Genomic DNA, 18,304 nt, shown 5'->3' with positions numbered 1-18,304 from the left:
AAGGACGAACAATGATTATTCCCGCTTTAGATGTATTAGAGAACAATATTGTTCGTTTGTATCAAGGCAAGTACGAAACCGCACAGTTTTACCCATTTAATTTAGCTGAGCGTTTACTTGAATACCAAAATGCAGGCGCAGCCAAGCTACATTTGGTGGATTTAGAAGGGGCTCGTGACCCGAGCAAAAAGCAGTGGCGCACTATCCAAGCGGCGACTAAGGCTTTATCTGTTCCCTTTCAGGTAGGCGGAGGTATTCGCAGTATAGACGACGTAAAGCAATGGTTAGATGCCGGAGCTGCCCAAGTGGTGATTGGCTCAATGGCGGTAGATAAACAGCAAGAAGTTGCTGCGTGGATTAAAGCATGTGGCGCCGACAAATTCGTGATTGCACTTGATGTGAACAAAACCGAAAGCGGCTGGTCTCCTGCCACTCACGGCTGGCTAAATGATGCGAAAAGCGATCTATTCGAGCTGTTAGATTTTTATGTTGAGCAAGGTGTGAGTGATTTCTTATGTACGGATATCAGTAAGGATGGCACGATGACAGGTCCATCGTTTTCCTTATATGAAGACATAACCAAACATAACGGTGCAATTAAAGTACAAGCATCAGGGGGCGTGAGCTCTCTTGACGATATTGCACAGCTTGCAAAGCAACAAGTAGGTGGAGTAATACTTGGCAAATCGCTACTTGAAGGTGTATTTAGCGTTGAGGAGGCTCTAACATGCTATCAAAACGCATAATTCCTTGTTTAGACGTAAAAGACGGTCAGGTGGTCAAAGGCGTTAAATTCCAAGGCCATGAAGTCGTCGGTGATATTCTTGATCTCGCCCAGCGTTATAGTGAGGCAGGTGCTGATGAACTGGTGTTTTATGAGATCAGTGCTAGCGTAGAAAAGCGTTTACTCGATGTCAATTGGGTAGCTGAAATTGCCAGACATATCGATATACCATTTTGTGTAGCTGGTGGGATTAAATCAGTGGCTGATGCTGCTCGAGTGCTTGAGCAAGGCGCAGATAAGATCTCGATTAACAGCCCTGCCATTGCAAGGCCTGAACTCATTAAAGAGTTACATGACGAATTTGGTAAGCAATGTGTGGTTGTCGGCGTAGACAGCTTCTATGATAAGCAAACTCAGGAATATTTAGTATACCAGTTAACTGGCGATCCGAATGCGGCAAGTCGTACTCGATACAAAACGCAAGAATGGGTCAAACGAGTTCAAGACCTTGGCGCTGGAGAGATTGTACTTAATTGTATGAATCAAGATGGTGTGCGTAATGGTTATGACATAGCGCAGCTCAGCGCGATTAGAGCGCTGTGTAAAGTGCCACTTATCGCCTCTGGCGGCGCGGGCAGCTTGCAAGACTTTGTTGATGTATTTAAACAAACTAATGTAGATGGTGCCTTGGCTGCAAGTGTGTTCCATAAAGGTGTGATTGACATTCCAAAGCTCAAGCAGTTCTTAATAAATAATGATGTGGCGGCACGACAATGATTATTAATAAACAAAACATAGCAGAAGTAGATTTTGATAAATCAGCACTCATTCCCGCTATCGTACAAGATGTGTTAACCGGGGTAGTATTGATGCAAGGCTTTATGAACAGAGAAGCCCTTGAAGTGACATTAGAAAAGCAACTCGTTACTTTTTATTCGCGTTCAAAATCGCGCCTTTGGACCAAAGGTGAAACCTCAAACAATGTTTTAACCTTGGTGGAAGTGCATACCGATTGTGATAAAGACAGCTTACTGATTTACGCAAAGCCACAAGGTCCAACTTGCCACCTTGGAACCGAAAGCTGCTTTGCGGAAACCATGCCAGAGCTTGCATTTTTAGGAAAGCTTGAGCGAGTGATTGCCCAGAGGAAAAATGCATCACCTGAAAGCAGCTATACCGCCTCTTTATTTGCTAAAGACTTAAGCCGTAGTTGTCAAAAAGTGGGAGAAGAAGGGGTTGAAGTGGCGCTCGCGGCGATGAAAAACGACAACGAAGAGTTGCTCAATGAGTCCGCAGACTTACTGTATCACCTCATTGTCTTACTTCAGAGGCAGGGCCTTACACTCAGTGAGGTGGTCAGTACGCTCAAAGATAGGCATAAGTAATTTGCGCTTTGGGTAAGTAATCATTTCGTCTATCCCTTCGTTGGCTTGTTCCAGACATCGTGCCGAAACAAGCCAGCTTAGTAAAATTGGGATAAACCTGTAATTAGATCAACTCCTGTTCATATAAATAAGGTAAACTTCTCATAGTCTTACAACTATGCAGTGGCAAAATATTAGTCTAACTTTAATGGTGCTACTACGAACAGTATGGAACGGTTTATGAAAACAAGATTACTTGGTCTAATGCTGGCAGGATTGACAGCTGCCGGATGTTCAACATTAACCCCAGAGCAACAAGAAAAGCTCGATGATATGTCTAATTGCGAGAAACTTAATACGCTTCTAAGTGCATCATCCACAGGGTTTTCAGCGCTTAAAGGTGCTGAAGTCGGCGCAAAGTTAATTAACTCTTGGCAGGCTAAGGCACATTTAGTTGGCAATAAATGCCAAATTATAGAAAGCGCTAGTGGAAAATCAAAATATACCTGTTCTGAGCAGTTCAAAGAGTACGAAAACGCAGTAAAAATCCATAACTATGCACAGAGTCTAGCAAGGCAATGTTTAGATCACTCTTGGGCTGGTGATAGCCAAAAGAGTGGCCAGCTAATGCGTACGGACATTACTTCGCCGAGCTCTACTAGCAAAATTGCAATTGAACTGGGCAAAGGCCTCGATAAAGTCTCGCCATGGATAGTTTCGTTTAATGTGACTGAAAAATAAATACAAAATACGGAGAAGTGTTGTGCTTCTTCTGCCCTATCCCACCCTAGGATTCCTCGTTTGCAATCCCCTTGACTTTGTCTGTTTAAGCGTTAATAAATTTTTCATTGTTGCTTTACTCGATTCTAATGTCGCTTCGCGTGGCGTCTTTTATATAAAAATAGTGAATAGTAATTGTGGTGTAACGCGATACAAATTTAGAAAAAATAAGCTGTATGTATTTTGAGCGGAGTTAGGTTCTGCAACAGTCTGTATTTAATTGATGCTTATTATGCATTTATTTGGTTTTTTGTGTTAATAATAAAGCTTGTTTATTAAGAAAAGGTAGCGTTTAATTCAGGTGCTATTTTTGTTGTTGGCGCTAAATTAACTACTATTTTTAAAGGAATTAAGATGAACATATTAATAAAGCTTTCAGCTCTATCCTTCTCTGTTGCTATGCTTTGCACTCCTGCTTCTGCTAATGAACAAGCTAAGCCATTCGAGTATACAGTAAATGGCAGTGTATATGAGATCCCCGCTTCTCAAGCTAAGAATTTAGATGAGATAATTGCGCTAATAGAAACTAATAACGATGTTTCAGGTTATGACGTTACTGAGACTAAATTAGCGAAAACTGAGAGCACTGAAATTGCCAGTGATTTTTCAACGCTAGCTGGTGGTAACTTACGTGTTTATAGTGAACTCAATACGGGGTATTTAAATGATTTCGACCAAGCATTTACTTACACTTGTCCAAGTAATATGTTTATTAAATCAATTTCAAGCTACCACCAAGATAAGCAAGAAGACAGACGTTTTAGCTTAGTCTGTGCAAAATTTACAACGGATAGTGGTAGTCGCATTTATCGTAAAACGACAAAGTGGAGCGGTTACGTAAATTCATACGATCAAGCGTTTAACTTTGTTTGTCCTAATGGTCAATTCTTTGTCGGAATGTCAAGTCGTCACGATAATGGTACAGAAGACCGTTTGTTTAACTTTAATTGCGCATCTATGGCAACCTCTAGCGCAGGCGCTGCACTATTCGCTGAATCATGTATTACAACACAATACACAGGCTACGACCAACCTTGGACATTAGGTGGTAATGGTGCAATCATCGGCATGTCAAGTCGCCATGATAACAGAACGGAAGACCGTCAAACTGCAGTGAGTTACTGCTCAGCTGCGAGTGATTGGTAATAACTTCCTTTAGAGTAGGGTTGATACCCTACTCTCATGTCAGAATTTGGTCATTTCATTGTCATACAAAAGTCGCACACTCATAATGTAATTAGTTAGCGGATTTAAGAGTTATCGTGACCAAACCGAATATTTTTCTCATCAATTTAGATTCTTGCACTGATAGACTCAAGGAATCTACTCTCCAGTTTGATAAGTTCTCACTACCCTTTGAAAGGATAAGCGCTGTAAAAGGCGCAGAACTGAGCGCAGACGTTTTAGATACGAGCTATTGTAAGTTAAAAAACGCTAAGCAATACTTCCGGCCTTTAACGTTAGGAGAGATAGGTTGTTATCTAAGTCATATCAAAGCACTTGAAAAAATTGTTGAGTTAGAATTGCCCTATGCTTTTATTTTTGAAGATGATTTTCAACTCCACCACGACTTAGCACAGATAGACCAACTGATTACTTCATTGCCATTTGGTTGGGATATGATCAAGCTATTCCAATCTCCGAAGAACAAACGCACTCCGATTGCAAGCTTTCCGCTAAATAAATCGTTATCGTTATTTATGCAAAATAAAGTACCCGCCGGAACCGTCGCTCAGCTTGTAAGTTTTGAGGGGGCGAAGAAAATATTATCTAAGTCAACTCCTTTCGGTAGGCCTGTAGATATTGATTATCAACATTTTTGGGAAAAACAGCTCAGTGTATTTGTAATGAGTCCTTGTCCTGTTAGTCATGGTGAAAAGTTTGCGAGTACCATAGACAGAACGTCGAGTGCTACTGGCGTAAAGCGCTATTTTTGGCGTAAGCAATTACTACAGGTAAATAAGTTTATAAAAAACAAATTTTATCGCGGACTGGTTCTCAAACGCTATCAGCAACACTTCCAGTTATAAGGAACTAAAACCGCTGTACGCCTTTTGAACAATGGATTCGATTGTTGTACGTAATAGAGAAAAATTCGTGTTAAAAGTGTAATTTATGGGAAGACTTCTGAAAAAGATGTGCTAGTATCTAAGATTATTGCAATAAGTTTAACTTTTTGCTTAAACCATTAATAATAACAACGTTGAGGGAGCACAGACGTGTCTATAGAAATCAACTTTGAACTCTCTGATTCAGATCTTGAACACTTCCGTGGAATGATGAAAGCTGCTATTGAGAAAAGTGGCGATGTGAGTGATGCCGAAATTATAGCTAAAGCGCGTAATTTAGTGGCAACGATGGAAAAATCCAACCTTCCTGAATTTGTTAGCACTCGTCTGATTTCGTTACAAACGCTAATTGACGCAGTGTTAGACGAAGAATGGCAAATGCCAGAAGATGAAAAGCGTGAAATCATGGCTTCTCTTGCTTATTTCAGTGAACCAGAAGATATCGTTCCAGATCATATCCCAGTATTAGGCTATGTCGATGATGCGATTATGATTGAACTTGTGTTACAAGAACTGTCGCTAGACTTAAAAGCATACAGAGAATTCTGTGGCTTTAGAGCAACTGAAGAAGCAAGACGTGGTGATAATGCTAAGGTCGATCGTGAAAGTTGGCTTGCGGGCACACGCTCTCAGATCCGTTCTTCTATGCGTAGAAGTCGTTCTAAAAACCGTTCACGCTTCTTTTCTCGCATTATGTAAGTTAAGTAGCCCTAAGCTTAGCTAATTGCTTTTTAGCTAAGCTTAGGGCTGTGGACTATAAAAGGGCTGATAATCATCAGCCCTTTTTGATTGCCATTATTTTATTTCATTTGGGTGAGACACACCCATCCAAGCTTTATAAAGTAACGCTTGCTCGCTTGATGGGTTAGGCGTAAATGTTATCTTTTTAGGCTTATCATGGTCGCGGTCAAGCTTGATTTTCGTATTCATCAACTTATCACGACGGATAAAATCTACCGTGATTGTTTGACCTGGCTCGAAGTTTTCTAAGCTCGCTTTTAAATCTTTACGAACATGGTGCTTATCAAATGCAACGATAAGGTCGCCTGCTGTTAGCCCCGCTTGCCATGCATTTCCATCTCGAGCTACATGGGTCAGCTCCAGTAATTCACCCTTTTGTCTTGCCATACCATCTAAGCCTGCAATCACTTTTGCTGACTTAGGATAATCATAAACAAGTCCTACTTTGTCGAGTAATGTGTCAAAATCTATGTTCGCTGGTGTATCAACATATTCATTCCACCAAGTATTATAGTCTTGACCGGTAAGCACTTTTAGGATGTTTTTAACATCTTCACTGGTGAAGCTATTTGGCAATTTATGCTGTTGGTAAAGTGCTTTATGAACGTCACGGTAGCTAATTTTTCCGTTTGATTTTTCGAGTAAGTCGATATCAAGTGCCATGGACACCAACGCACCTTCTGAATAGATATTGGTGCTGTAATTTATCCCATGATCGCCACCTTGATTGATCCATTTATCAAAGCTCGTTGCAGCAACCGACTGAACATGACGACCAGGAGTTTTCAAATGACGATTAACACGCTTAGTCAGCATTTTAAGATATTCGTCATTGGTGGTGATCCCTGCACTTAGCAGCAAATAATCCTCAAAGTAGCTGGTTGAGCCTTCTGCTAGCCACAACAAATCCGTGTAATTTGGTGCTACGTAATCATAAGGAACCATGCCTGCTGGACGATAGTTTTTGACATTCCACGTGTGGATGAATTCATGTGCGGCTGTAGAGATAAAACCAATGTAGTCATCTCTTTCTTTAAAACTGTCTCTATGTCTTTGAATAATCGTCGAGTTTAAGTGCTCTGTTGCCCCTCGTGCACCGCTGGTTGCATGCACCATAAAGACATAACGGTCATAAGGATAATCGTGCCAAATGAGCGTGCCGGTTTGAACGAGTTTTTTAAGATCGGCTAGCATTTGGTCAACGTCATAGTTGCCCTCGCCCCAAATAACTAGTTCATATCTACGGCCATCCACTTCAAATTTGTGCAGCTGATTAATACCAGTCTCAATAGGAGAATCTAACAATATGTCATAGTTATCGGCTTTGAAACTGTTTTTTGAATCGGCAAACTCCATACCGGAGACTGAGCGCCAGCCTTTAGGTACATTGAGTTCAACAGAAACAGGCTCTGATCTGAAAGATTCACTAAACATCAAAAAGCCAGATGCATCGATAAACGCGTGGGTGTCATCTATGTGTCTAGCTCGAAGACCTAACTCATTGGCATAAACCTGATATTTAACCGTCAGCTCGGTAGGCTCGCTAAGGTGTACACGCCATGTGTTTTTATCAATTTTTTCCCATTTTTGTGATTGCCCGCTTTGAGATTTTGCGTCAAAAAAGCGTACGCCGTTGGCTAAATCCAATATCTCGTAGCGACCTGTACGCCAATCTGGAAGTTGCACATCGATGCTTGATTGAGAAGATTTTGGAAACTGAACTTCTACTTCTGCAAGGTGATGCTGCGGTTGTGTAATTGAAATACGGTAGTCGACGTCAGCATAAACACTAAATGTTGCTGCACATGCCAAGGCAATAAGGCTTTTCTTCATTATTTTTGTATCGGTAATTCGAGATAAAATCAATTTACCAAATCAGCGACTTACACGCTAAGTAATATCGATGAGTAAACAGCAAACTCCGATACATTACCACGTTAAATTTCCGCGCATAACAGCGTAATTTGTTGTAGACTTGGTAACTAAGAGATTATTTTATGATTGGAAATCTGTGACTGACAATGCCTTAATGCTCGAGCAGAAATTAAAGCAAGCCATAGAGGCTAGAAAAACGCTTGAGGATGCAAGAAAACAACAAGTAGAATTCCTTACTCAGTTTGCTGCAAAGTTATCCCTGGCCTGCAAAGGGCAAGATGTTTCACTTGATAATCAGTTAGCTAAATTTCGTATTGCACTTAATAAAGGCGTCGATTTTGAGCTGCTTGTGCCTTTTATCGATGGAATTTCCGAGCCGCTAAAGTCACAAGAAGTGACCAATTCAAATAATCAAAAAGCATTGCAAACGGCAATTCAGCAAAGCGGAAAGTTACTGCAGAAGCTCAAGGGATTACCAGATGAGTCGCGCAGAAAGTTGCGTCATTTATTGGATGTAGAACTTGAAGATATCAACTCTACTAATGCTTACATTCCCGCGTTAGAGTCTTTGGTTTCTATCTACCATACGGTTTTACAATCCAAAGTAGAAATTACAGAAGGGGCATCAGCCAGCCACCACCCAGAACTAGCTGCTGAACTTCAAGCTTTGATCAACGAATTAATTTTCGAAGATGAAGTAATAGAAAAGGTTAAAGAGATCCGCGCAAGCGTTGCGGAAAACAACAGTTTAGATAATTTATATTCAGCAGCGACAGAAATCATTAAAATTATTGCGCAAACGATTGCCAAAGAGCGCCAATCCGCACAAGGTTTTTTGGTTTCACTGAATCAAACACTGGAAGAGCTACATCGCTCTATTGTTGAAACAACGGCGCGTTCAAAATCAACATCTAAAGAACTACAGTCGTTAAACAATAAAATAGAACTAAAAATTCAAAACTTAAATCAGCAAACCCAAAACGCCAGCTCAATAACTGAGCTTAAAGCCTTGGTCGACAACGAGTTGAAACTACTGAGTGCTGATTTGATAGAGCGTGAAAAGCTCGAAAAAAATGAGCGTGAGGCGCTGCTTGACTCATTTGATGCAATTAATAATCGTATCAACACCTTAGAGTCCAAAGTTTCAAATTATAAAAAGCGACTCAGCGAACAAAAGTTCAAAAGCCTATTGGATAGCTTAACTAAGTTACCAAATAGAGCAGCTTTCGATGAGCGTCTAACCCATGAAATGCACCTATTTGAGATAAACGACTCAGATGTGACGCTGGTTGTTATTGACGTTGATCACTTTAAATCTATCAACGACCGTTATGGTCATAGTGCGGGCGACAAAACATTGCAAGTGATCGCACGAGCCCTTAAAAAGTCTATTAGGAAAAGCGATTTTATCGCACGCTACGGCGGTGAGGAATTTGTTTTGCTAATGCCAGGTATGCCGCTGACTCATGCGCAAAAACCGCTTGAAAAAGTAAGGCAAGTCATTAAATCTATACCATTCAAATTTAAAGAAAAAGAAGTCGAAATTACGATTTCTCTCGGTGCTACTCAGTTTGTCAAAGGGGACACTGCGTTGAGTGCTTTTGACCGAGCTGATGCAGCGCTTTATGAAGCGAAGAATAGCGGGCGAGATAGATTGTGTTTTAAGTAAATAGAGTTAACTTGGGTAAAGGCTGAGTTGCGAGACATTATACTCGTCCCCGCTTTGCTTGGTTATACCAATTCGCTGCGCATTACAAACAAGGAGTAAGCCTATGCAAGTAGAGCTAAACCCAACTGGGGTTCTTAACTTATTATCAAGATTGGAAGTCGATTTACTTCAGCAGTCAACCACAAGTGAGAGATATAGGCTTTTTAGAAATTGTGCATTGGCGGTATTGAATGTAGGTAGTCATACCGATTCCAGCTCTGAAATCTACGATAAATACGAAGATTTTGATATTCAGCTACTCGCACGCGAGCGAGGAATAAAAATTGCGTTAAGCAATCCCCCCGAGTCTGCTTTTGTCGATGGTCAAATAATTACCGGTATCCATGAGCACATATTTTCCGTGATCCGCGACATACTTTTTATTTGTCAAAAATATCACGGTGAAAATAAATCGCCGGTAGAAATTACCCATATGGTTTTTGACATGCTGCGTAACGCTGATGCGCTTGAAGTGAATAAAGACCCTAACATGATTGTCTGTTGGGGCGGCCATTCAATTAATGAAGTTGAATACAAATACACCAAGGAAGTGGGTTATCAACTCGGTCTTCGCGGCCTAAACATTTGTACTGGTTGTGGACCGGGTGCAATGAAAGGCCCGATGAAAGGAGCGACAATTGGCCATGCTAAGCAACGGATCTCGAATAACCGTTATTTAGGCCTTACCGAACCCAGTATTATAGCCGCTGAACCGCCTAACCCAATTGTTAATGAATTAGTGATTTTGCCTGATATTGAAAAGCGTCTTGAAGCTTTTATCCGTATTGCGCATGGCATCATTATTTTCCCAGGTGGTGCTGGAACAGCTGAAGAGCTGCTTTATTTACTGGGTATTTTGTTACATCCAGAAAATGAAAAGCAATGCTTACCTGTGATCTTAACTGGCCCTAAAGAGTCAGCGGCATATTTTGAAGAACTCAGTGCTTTCATTGAAAAATCACTCGGGAAAGAAGCTCTGTCTAAGTTTGAAATTATCGTAGACAATCCAGAGCTAGTAGCCAAAAAGCTCAAACAATCGATGGCAACGGTGCGCGAGTATCGTAAGTCTGAAGGTGATGCCTATTACTTTAATTGGACTTTAAAGATTGAAAATGATTTTCAGCACCCATTTGCACCAACGCATGAAAATATGTCGGGCTTAGACTTACATCTAGAGCAACCAAAACAATTACTGGCTGCTAACTTAAGACGTGCTTTTTCTGGTATTGTTGCCGGTAACGTGAAGGATGAAGGTATTACAGCAATTAAACAGCATGGTCCGTATGAATTAAGTGGTGATAAATCACTGATGGCCGATATGGATAAGCTGTTGGGTGCATTTGTAGCTCAGGGGCGAATGAAGCTACCTGGGAGCAAATATATACCGTGTTATAAAATTAAAGCTTAGAGTGAATGAATAATTTGTTGTTAATAGATGCGCTTAACCTTATCAGGCGCATCTATGCTGTTAATGAACCAAAAGGTACTAAAGAACAAGAGGCCCATATAAAGGCCTCTTGTCTTCGTGTAGAGCAAGCGACTCGTAGCTTGTTACGTAAAACGGGGGCGACACACGCAGTTGCTGTCTTTGATGGTGATAAAAGTTGGCGTTATCACTTTTACCCAAAATATAAAATAAGCCGTCAACCTATGCCCGAATTTCTAAATCAGAACCTCGACAAGTTTTCACAAGCGTTCGCAAGTGTTGGTGTTAAATCATTTAATCCCGAACATGATGAAGCTGACGATGTGATAGCGACGCTTGCCTGTAAAGCCGCAGCTGCCAACGTTAACTGCACGATAGTATCGACTGATAAAGGCTTCTTACCCCTGATAAATGATGCTATCTCTGTGTACGACTACTTTAAAAAGTCGATAATTTCGCTCGAAGATATCAAAAGTCGATTTTCTGTCACCCAAAGCAAGCTCGAAATGTTTTGGGCGTTAAGTGGCGACAAGACGAACGATATTCCAGGTGTTGTTGGGGTTGGTATCAAGACGGCGCAAGAGCTACTCGCAAAGCATGACGACTTTGAAAGTATGCTAAAAGATGAGACAGTAAAGCCTGCTGCAAAAGCAAAATTAGAGGCTGGAGCAAGCGACTATGTTACCAGCCTAGCGCTAGTGACTCTAAGAAGAGATATTGAAATTGGCTTTAGTTTGAAGGATATACGAGTGGTTTGAAGGGACTTTTGATTGGCAATGTATTACATCGTCGCTAAGCGCTAGGCGAATGTAGATGACTTTGATATATTGCATACAAGCGTATCTCAGTTTTTGCAGATACAAGGTCCGTTTTACCCATTCTTTATTGAGCAGTTAGATGATTAGGAAAATATTACAGTACATATTTCTTGGCCTTGCGGTTTACGTTACTGTGGTGTTTCTCGTGATCAATTATTATAAAGATGACCCGCAAGCGATGATTTGGCAGGACCGAGAAGCGTTTAACAATCGTTTCATTCGTAATCTTAGCCTTGAAAAGCCGACTGAGTTAGACACAGTATTGGATACCTTGGGTAGCCCGGATCTAACGTATGTAAAGAAAAAACAAGACAATACGGTTGTACAAATTGTGTTTTATCGCACTCAGCTTGTAAAACCAGATGGTATTACTACGGAAGATGAATGCACCGGATTATTGTTTGAAAATGGCATATTAAAGCTTTGGGGGCCTGGTGCTCGGGTCACATTTGATAAAGTGTGATGCCAATTAGATTAATCTTCCAACCAATTTGAAGGGTAAAATACCATATTAGCTTCGTTAACAACACCTCATTTAGAACAACTAAATAGCAATGTTTTTGCCTTGCTAAGAAAGCTATTTTACCGTTTTAAAATAGACCGTTTACTTAATAAAATTGGTAAAGATAGATGGATGCAAGGATAGTTACTAGTAAAACGCTGTTCGCGATAGCCCAAGGTACACACAAAGTATTACGTCTTTATTATCACAAAGAGAAGTGGTCTTCTATCTACCCTACCCTTGTTAAACTTGCACAGCTTTATATGGACTGTTATGAGTCCTCGCCTAGTAGCATGCATGGGCAGCTTGGACTGTATTCACAAAACTTGGGTTACAACACTAATCTGGTCATGAATCAAAATGTGTTGGTTTGTATGGCTTGTCATCACTTAAAGTTTTCTCGTGCAGTAACCGAAGAGCTATTGCTTGCAAGCTTTGCGGACTATTTATGCGTAGCGAGAGAAAGCGATCAACTCGCAGCAGGTAAAAAGTTAGATGCACAGCAAGATAAGCTTTGGAAAGTTCGCCATCAATTGGCCGTACAAATACTGAGTGATGGGCAAACACCTAACCTGCAATGTTTGCGAATTTTATCTCGCCTTTCAAACTATGACAGCAAGCTAGTGGCTCCTACCCCTCAGCGCTTCAATGACCATGCTTCTTTGATTGTTGCAATTGCTCACCGAGTAGCAAGCTTAATAACGCCAACACACAAGCAAAATTGCGTGGCTTTAGACAGAGCGATTAAGCTTCTTTATAGCAAACTCAGTTATGCTTTTGCATTAAAAGTGCTGAGTGCAATTGCAGGGGCATTTGTTAATCATCCTGCGGGGTTGCTGTGCGAGATTAAAGGAGAAGAAGGCTTTTTGGTGATACAAAGCAATAGTGAAAAAATAATTGCTGTTGTTGAACATGGGCAAACCAAAAAGCTGGCGAAGGCCAACCGTAAATTCCAGTTTCACTGTGGTTTGACTGCAACCACAGATGCAAAGTTACTTTACAATATTTGGGACCGAGCTGCTGAACCAGCAGTACTTCCTTTTGGTTCTGAACATTTACATCTACTAGAAACAGTAAAAGCCTTATCTCACAGTCAATTTCAAAGTATTCGTGCACTTGAAAAGCTGATTTGCGAGTTCGATTCAGTGTCAAGTGCATTGCAGATCGCAGCAAAGCAGTATAACCGTGAAAATCTAAAAGCCGCATCGGTTAGGCACTCTCTCGCCATGGTAGGACTTGATGCTGCTGGATTACTGGCGCAGCGAGTGTTGCTTGAGCAGATCATAGCCAATCATAAGCTTCCTTTCACAGAAGATATCGTGCACAAATATGGCGTAATTAGTCAAATTATCTCCTTATATGTTGGTGAAAGTTATGGTGAGCAATTTGAGCGTTTATTGTCGCCATTTGCAGCGGTTATTGTATTTTTAGTGACTAAACAAGGGGTAGAGATCCAACATGCCACTGCACTCCACTCTCGTGAGTATTCGGAAGAACTAGTATCAATTGCCAACCTATTTGGGATCCGAGCGATAGCAAAAGATAAATACCTAGACTTTAATCTGCAGTACTTTGAAAAAAGTATTCTTCATAAGGCAATGCTAGATAGCGAAACGTTAAAAAAGTCTCAGACCAATGCGCAGTGTAAACTGTTCATTTTTATTAAACTTATTGCACTTAAAGTGATATCACCCACCTTCGTGTTAACTGCATGGCAAAAACAATTAGTCGATGACGTATTAGCTGAAAGTCGTTTTGTTACCGCACAAAAGTTTGATGTAGCGCTACTAGAGGCCGGATTTTACTCATCTATTGCCTGATATTTATTCTATAAATACTATCAATAACAAGCATAAATCATATGTATGTCATTTTTTCATTCCATACTGGAATAAGACCAAATTAATTGCTATAAAACGCGGCTTAAACAAGCGAACGTACACCTTTGTTAATTTCTACTAAACTTAGTCTGCAATTCTTCTTGGGTGTATTCCAACTTTTGATAAAGGAAAAAACATGGCACAGCAAACCATCACAGTTATCCGTGGCGACGGCATTGGCCCTAGCATCATCGATTCAGCAATCGAGATCTTAAAAGCCGTAGGTTGCGACTATGAATACGAGTACGTAGACGCAGGTTTGGCTGCTTTAGAAAAAACAGGTGAATTACTTCCAGCAGCAACGCTAGAAGCAATTGAGCGTAACAAAATCACGCTAAAGGGCCCACTAACTACACCTGTTGGCGAAGGTTTCACTTCAATCAACGTGACATTGCGTAAGCATTTTGGCCTTTACGCAAACGTTCGTCCAGTTAAGTCATTTGAAGGTACTAAAGCACGTTACGATGATATTGATATCATTACCGTACGTGAAAACACGCAAGGTATGTACTCAGGTCTTGGTCAAGTTGTTTCTGAAGATGGTAATGAAGCGGAAGCAATGTCAAAGATCACTCGCGAAGGTGCTGAAAAGATCGTAACTTTCGCATATGAGTTAGCACAGCGTGAAGGTCGTAAGAAAGTAACTGCGGTTCACAAAGCGAACATCCTAAAATCAACTTCAGGTCTATTCCTTAAAGTTGCTCGTGAAGTTGGTGAGCGTTACCCTGAAATTGAATCAGCAGAAATGATCGTTGATGCGACTTGTATGAAACTAGTAATGACACCTGAAGAGTTTGATGTGATCGTAACAACAAACCTTTTCGGTGATATCCTTTCTGATCTTTGTGCAGGTCTTGTCGGTGGTCTTGGTATGGCACCAGGTGCAAACATTGGTACTGATGCTGCAATCTTTGAAGCAGTTCACGGTAGCGCACCAGATATCGCAGGCAAAAACCTTGCAAACCCAACTTCTGTTATTTTAGCTTCAATTCAAATGCTTGAGTATTTAGGCGAAGCTGATAAAGCGGAAAAAATCCGCAGTGCAGTAGCTGACGTTATTAAGAGCGGTGACCGTACTACGCGCGATCTTGGTGGTAGCCACGGCACTACCGATTTCACACAGGCGGTAATTGAGCGTCTTTAATTCTTAACGCTCAATTTAATCCTTGGGTGGTGCGTTAGCACCACCTTCTTCTTAATCCCACTAGCATTCCAGAGATTAACGCAAACCATCCGATACTGCCGCCAGACGATCCGCTATCACCAGAGTCCGTCGGCGTTGTTGTTGGGGTCGTCACTGTGATCTCAACAGTGCCTTTCGCGCTTTGATCTGCACCATCCGATAGCGTTAACACGACATTATATGTACCCGCTTGAGCGTAACTATGCGTTGTAGTCAAACCAGAACCTTGCGTACCATCACCGAAATCCCAACTAGCTTGATAGTTACCATCACCACCAGCAGCAGTTGCGACAAAGCTTGCCTGTAAGTTAGATGTGGTCGCTGTGGCTTCAATGCTTAGTGGTACTACGACAGTCACTGAGGTTGATTTAGTTACCGCCTCACCTTCGGCATCTTTCACATTAAGCGTTACCGTGTACGTGCCGCTTAGCTCATAGATATGTTCAACTGAGTTAGATGATGCTGTTGCTCCATCACCAAAGTTCCAGTCAAGTTCATAAGGCGCTTTGCCACCAATGATTTCAGCATTGAAGACAAAGCCTTGCCCTACTGAGGTCGCTTTGATATCACCGACTGTAAGCGGGATTGGCTCGACGTTGCCTACGCTGACATTTGAACTCAACGCTGAACTGCTCCCGTCAGCTTTGGTTCGTGTGAACATTACCGTATAGTTGCCAATATCTTGATAGCTATGAGTAGGTGAAAGCGCGTTACTTGTTTGACCATCGCCAAAGTTCCACAAAAAGCTATCTGATTCGTTTAATGCTAAGCCTTTGACATTAAACTTAACGGTGTTTTGCGATTGTACTTGAGTGATTTTAGGGTCGCTGAGGTAAATTATACCGACTTGCGCACTACTTGCATCTTCCTCTATGGTATTCAATCTAAGTTGAACACCAAAACCCGGCAAACTAACACCTGACTCCTTTTGGATTGGGAAGGTGTAATCCTGAGTATCATCAAACGTACTGATTGGCGTGAGATGTTGATCGCCAAGACCTGCTTTCTGCGTATCCAAACGAAGCGTCGCATCTTTGACCTGAATAATACTCGTTGCGGGTGTGGTGTCGTCGGCTTTGAAAATAGGGTTTTGATCTTGGTCGATGACTAACATATCTCCAGAGCCGGGGTGTAGCGAAGTCGAGTTATTACTCTCTTCATTGTTGCTGTACCACATCAGCACACCAGAATTATAACCAGACAAAGACAAACCAGCATCTAACCCTCTAAATGAGCGTAAATGGGCGTAGTAAGCGTTACCTGATTTAGCTCTATAGCCAGAAATCTTACGAAATCCACTGTAGACTAAGTCGTTAGTTGGCTCTGCGGTATTTGTATAAATTTGCGAACCATCCGCTGTCACCTTAATGTTGTCTAGTAATACACCTTTAAGCGTTTCAAAATCGTCAGTTTGATAAACGAATGTCACGGTGACAGTTTGTCCTCGGTACGCTGAGATATCAAAATCTAGCGTAATTGGGTTAGCCCCAAAAGAAGATGACTCGCCATCCATGTAGTGAGTGACATTGGCATAATTTGGATGGTTTGATTTTGTTGTATTTCCTGCTATTGGCTGCCCATTTACCGCCACTTGGAAAATATCGTAGTTAAGCTCGATACTATAATTTGCAAGCATGGATAATGAAATTTGGCTTGCGTTAGGTAAGCTTAAGGTAAAACTTGCTTGATTATTGAGTTTGTCGTCTTGTCCGGAGTAATAGTGGTAATTTCCATCCAGAGGCGTAATGAATTCCTCTAGTTGTGCAGGCAAATTGATCTTTATTTGATTCGTAGTACCATTGTTTATTCCAATATCCGTGAGCGTTACCGTTTGTTCTGTACTCAAATCATCTAATGTGTACTCTGTTTGGTTTAACCAATTTCCTGCATAATTTTGTTGTAAAAACTCAAGGCTTTTAGGGGAGAACTGGGTGGGCTGCGAGCCACTTAATTGGCCTAAGTAACTGCCTGAAGACATAACTGACCACAGCGCAACGGGTTCGCCTATGTCATTGGAATTTAAATCATATTCGTCGGGTAACCCAAGGTCATGACCAAACTCATGAACAACCACACCGATTGCAGCATCAATAGGATTAATGGTGTAGTTATAAATCTTGTAGTTGGTATCTGGAATTGCCTTAGGTTGGTTGTTTTCATCAAATACGAAGAAGCGATGTGACCAAATTGCGTCAGTATCTAATACGCCGCCACCTGCTTCTTGACCAATACTTGAATGAAATAACATGACATGGTCAATTATGCCGTCAGGTTCAAGGCGGTTGCCATCACCATCTATGTCGTTCAAATCTGTTTTATCGTACTCAGATAAGTCGATATTAAATTGGGTCACAGCTTTGCTTACTGCTTCGAACACCAACTCTTCCGGTCTTAAGTCTCGGGTATCGCCTTCTTGTTCGCCATAGTAGGCTGCATTTTGAGCGGCTCTTACCCAACCAAATGCATTGCCAGATACCTTGAAGCTGCCCCCTGAGGCCGCTTGATAAAACTGGGTAGCGGATTGCAACGATTCATTGTTAGGGCCGTTATAGCCGCTATCTGAGTACAGTAGTGATTGGTAGTGAGACGCGGGATAGCTCGAGTAGTACATATCTGTATCACCCGGGTTTAGTCGGTTCTGGTCGTTAGGTAAGTCGGGAAAATCGACCAGAATAGCAAGGATTTTAGCTTCATTAAGTGTTTGCGCCGTGCCCACCGCAAATTGTTTACCTAACTTAGTATTGCCAAGGTGCACATTTTTAATTGCATAAGGTGTTTTTATTTGGCTGGCAATAGGCTTTGTTTTGGTGAATTGCTCAAGCGCAATTTTCCGCTCGTATTCACTCAGCGTGCGGCCGAGCTTTTTCTCCTGCCAATAGATAACTTGATCTTTATAGAGCACCTGCGCTGACGCTGCATTTGATAGCAGTGTGGCCGATACCAATACGCTTAGTTTAAAAATATTCATCTAAGATTCCCTAGTACAATTGAGCTTTAAGTTTAGCATTTTTATCGTTTTGTTCCCGTATAAGTTCTACTAAATAAAAAATCCAATTGGTGGTGAATTTTAAATTGAAATGTAATATTTCAACAATTGAAAGGTGGAAAGGTGGAATTTATATCTAATACTGTGTAGGCTAACTTTGACATCAACTTAAAGGCAAAATAATGACAAATTTCTTTCAACTAATCGTTCTCGTGGTGGTACTGGTCTCTTCATAGAGTTCAGCGGGG

The 18,304-nt window shown here is 41.3% G+C and carries 15 protein-coding genes; 13 read left to right on the top strand and 2 right to left on the bottom strand.

Annotated elements, in window-relative coordinates; genetic code table 11:
* Positions 1–11 precede the first annotated feature (11 nt).
* The 7 genes from ABMY45_RS08400 (at position 12) to ABMY45_RS08370 (ending at position 5,636) form a co-directional block, all read left to right on the top strand.
* On the top strand, positions 12–746 hold the full coding sequence (locus tag ABMY45_RS08400; protein ID WP_211865532.1) for a 1-(5-phosphoribosyl)-5-[(5-phosphoribosylamino)methylideneamino] imidazole-4-carboxamide isomerase: 735 nt from the start codon (positions 12–14) through the stop codon (positions 744–746).
* A complete protein-coding gene (hisF, locus tag ABMY45_RS08395) occupies positions 728–1,501 on the top strand; it encodes an imidazole glycerol phosphate synthase subunit HisF (protein ID WP_349288745.1) in 774 nt (257 codons plus the stop codon). The genes ABMY45_RS08400 and hisF overlap by 19 nt, the downstream gene beginning before the upstream one ends.
* Positions 1,498–2,109: a bifunctional phosphoribosyl-AMP cyclohydrolase/phosphoribosyl-ATP diphosphatase HisIE gene (gene hisIE, locus ABMY45_RS08390; RefSeq protein ID WP_349288744.1), complete on the top strand. Its 612-nt coding sequence runs from the start codon at positions 1,498–1,500 to the stop codon at positions 2,107–2,109. The genes hisF and hisIE overlap by 4 nt, the downstream gene beginning before the upstream one ends.
* A gap of 219 nt (positions 2,110–2,328) precedes the next feature.
* Entirely contained in the window at positions 2,329–2,829 is a 501-nt protein-coding gene (locus tag ABMY45_RS08385) for a hypothetical protein (protein WP_010605480.1), read from the top strand.
* 393 nt (positions 2,830–3,222) lie between these two features.
* Positions 3,223–4,014: a dermatopontin-like protein gene (locus tag ABMY45_RS08380; protein ID WP_349288743.1), complete on the top strand. Its 792-nt coding sequence runs from the start codon at positions 3,223–3,225 to the stop codon at positions 4,012–4,014.
* Between the two features lie 116 nt (positions 4,015–4,130).
* Positions 4,131–4,898, top strand: a complete 768-nt coding sequence (locus ABMY45_RS08375) for a glycosyltransferase family 25 protein (protein ID WP_349288742.1) — start codon at positions 4,131–4,133, stop codon at positions 4,896–4,898.
* Between the two features lie 189 nt (positions 4,899–5,087).
* Positions 5,088–5,636 carry a YkvA family protein gene (locus ABMY45_RS08370; protein ID WP_010605483.1) on the top strand — a complete coding sequence of 183 codons (549 nt, stop codon included), beginning with the start codon at positions 5,088–5,090 and terminating at the stop codon, positions 5,634–5,636.
* A gap of 96 nt (positions 5,637–5,732) precedes the next feature.
* On the opposite strand, the gene ABMY45_RS08365 is transcribed toward ABMY45_RS08370, so the two are convergent.
* Complete coding sequence (locus tag ABMY45_RS08365; RefSeq protein ID WP_349288741.1) at positions 5,733–7,511, bottom strand: PDZ domain-containing protein; 1,779 nt, start codon at positions 7,509–7,511, stop codon at positions 5,733–5,735.
* A 178-nt stretch (positions 7,512–7,689) separates the two neighbouring features.
* On the opposite strand from ABMY45_RS08365, the gene ABMY45_RS08360 reads away from it, so the two are divergent.
* The 6 genes from ABMY45_RS08360 (at position 7,690) to ABMY45_RS08335 (ending at position 15,031) form a co-directional block, all read left to right on the top strand.
* Positions 7,690–9,222 carry a diguanylate cyclase gene (locus tag ABMY45_RS08360; protein ID WP_349288740.1) on the top strand — a complete coding sequence of 511 codons (1,533 nt, stop codon included), beginning with the start codon at positions 7,690–7,692 and terminating at the stop codon, positions 9,220–9,222.
* Positions 9,223–9,325: 103 nt separating this feature from the next.
* Complete coding sequence (gene ppnN, locus ABMY45_RS08355; protein ID WP_349288739.1) at positions 9,326–10,669, top strand: nucleotide 5'-monophosphate nucleosidase PpnN; 1,344 nt, start codon at positions 9,326–9,328, stop codon at positions 10,667–10,669.
* A 5-nt stretch (positions 10,670–10,674) separates the two neighbouring features.
* Positions 10,675–11,445: a flap endonuclease Xni gene (gene xni, locus ABMY45_RS08350; RefSeq protein ID WP_349288738.1), complete on the top strand. Its 771-nt coding sequence runs from the start codon at positions 10,675–10,677 to the stop codon at positions 11,443–11,445.
* Positions 11,446–11,584: 139 nt separating this feature from the next.
* Positions 11,585–11,968: a DUF3192 domain-containing protein gene (locus tag ABMY45_RS08345; protein ID WP_010605488.1), complete on the top strand. Its 384-nt coding sequence runs from the start codon at positions 11,585–11,587 to the stop codon at positions 11,966–11,968.
* A 167-nt stretch (positions 11,969–12,135) separates the two neighbouring features.
* Positions 12,136–13,827 (top strand): hypothetical protein, encoded by a 1,692-nt coding sequence (locus ABMY45_RS08340; protein WP_349288737.1) that lies wholly within the window; start codon positions 12,136–12,138, stop codon positions 13,825–13,827.
* A 196-nt stretch (positions 13,828–14,023) separates the two neighbouring features.
* Positions 14,024–15,031, top strand: coding sequence for an isocitrate dehydrogenase (locus ABMY45_RS08335; protein WP_010377116.1), 1,008 nt, complete (start codon positions 14,024–14,026; stop codon positions 15,029–15,031).
* Positions 15,032–15,065: 34 nt separating this feature from the next.
* Here the strand turns inward: ABMY45_RS08335 and ABMY45_RS08330 are convergent, their stop codons facing one another.
* Positions 15,066–18,038, bottom strand: a complete 2,973-nt coding sequence (locus ABMY45_RS08330; protein ID WP_174169179.1) for an immune inhibitor A domain-containing protein — start codon at positions 18,036–18,038, stop codon at positions 15,066–15,068.
* Positions 18,039–18,304: the final 266 nt, after the last annotated feature.

Source organism: Pseudoalteromonas sp. XMcav11-Q (genome assembly GCF_040104525.1).
Classification (GTDB): Bacteria; Pseudomonadota; Gammaproteobacteria; order Enterobacterales; family Alteromonadaceae; genus Pseudoalteromonas.
Note: the sequence above shows the minus strand (reverse complement) of the source record. Positions and strands in the feature narration are given on the sequence as shown.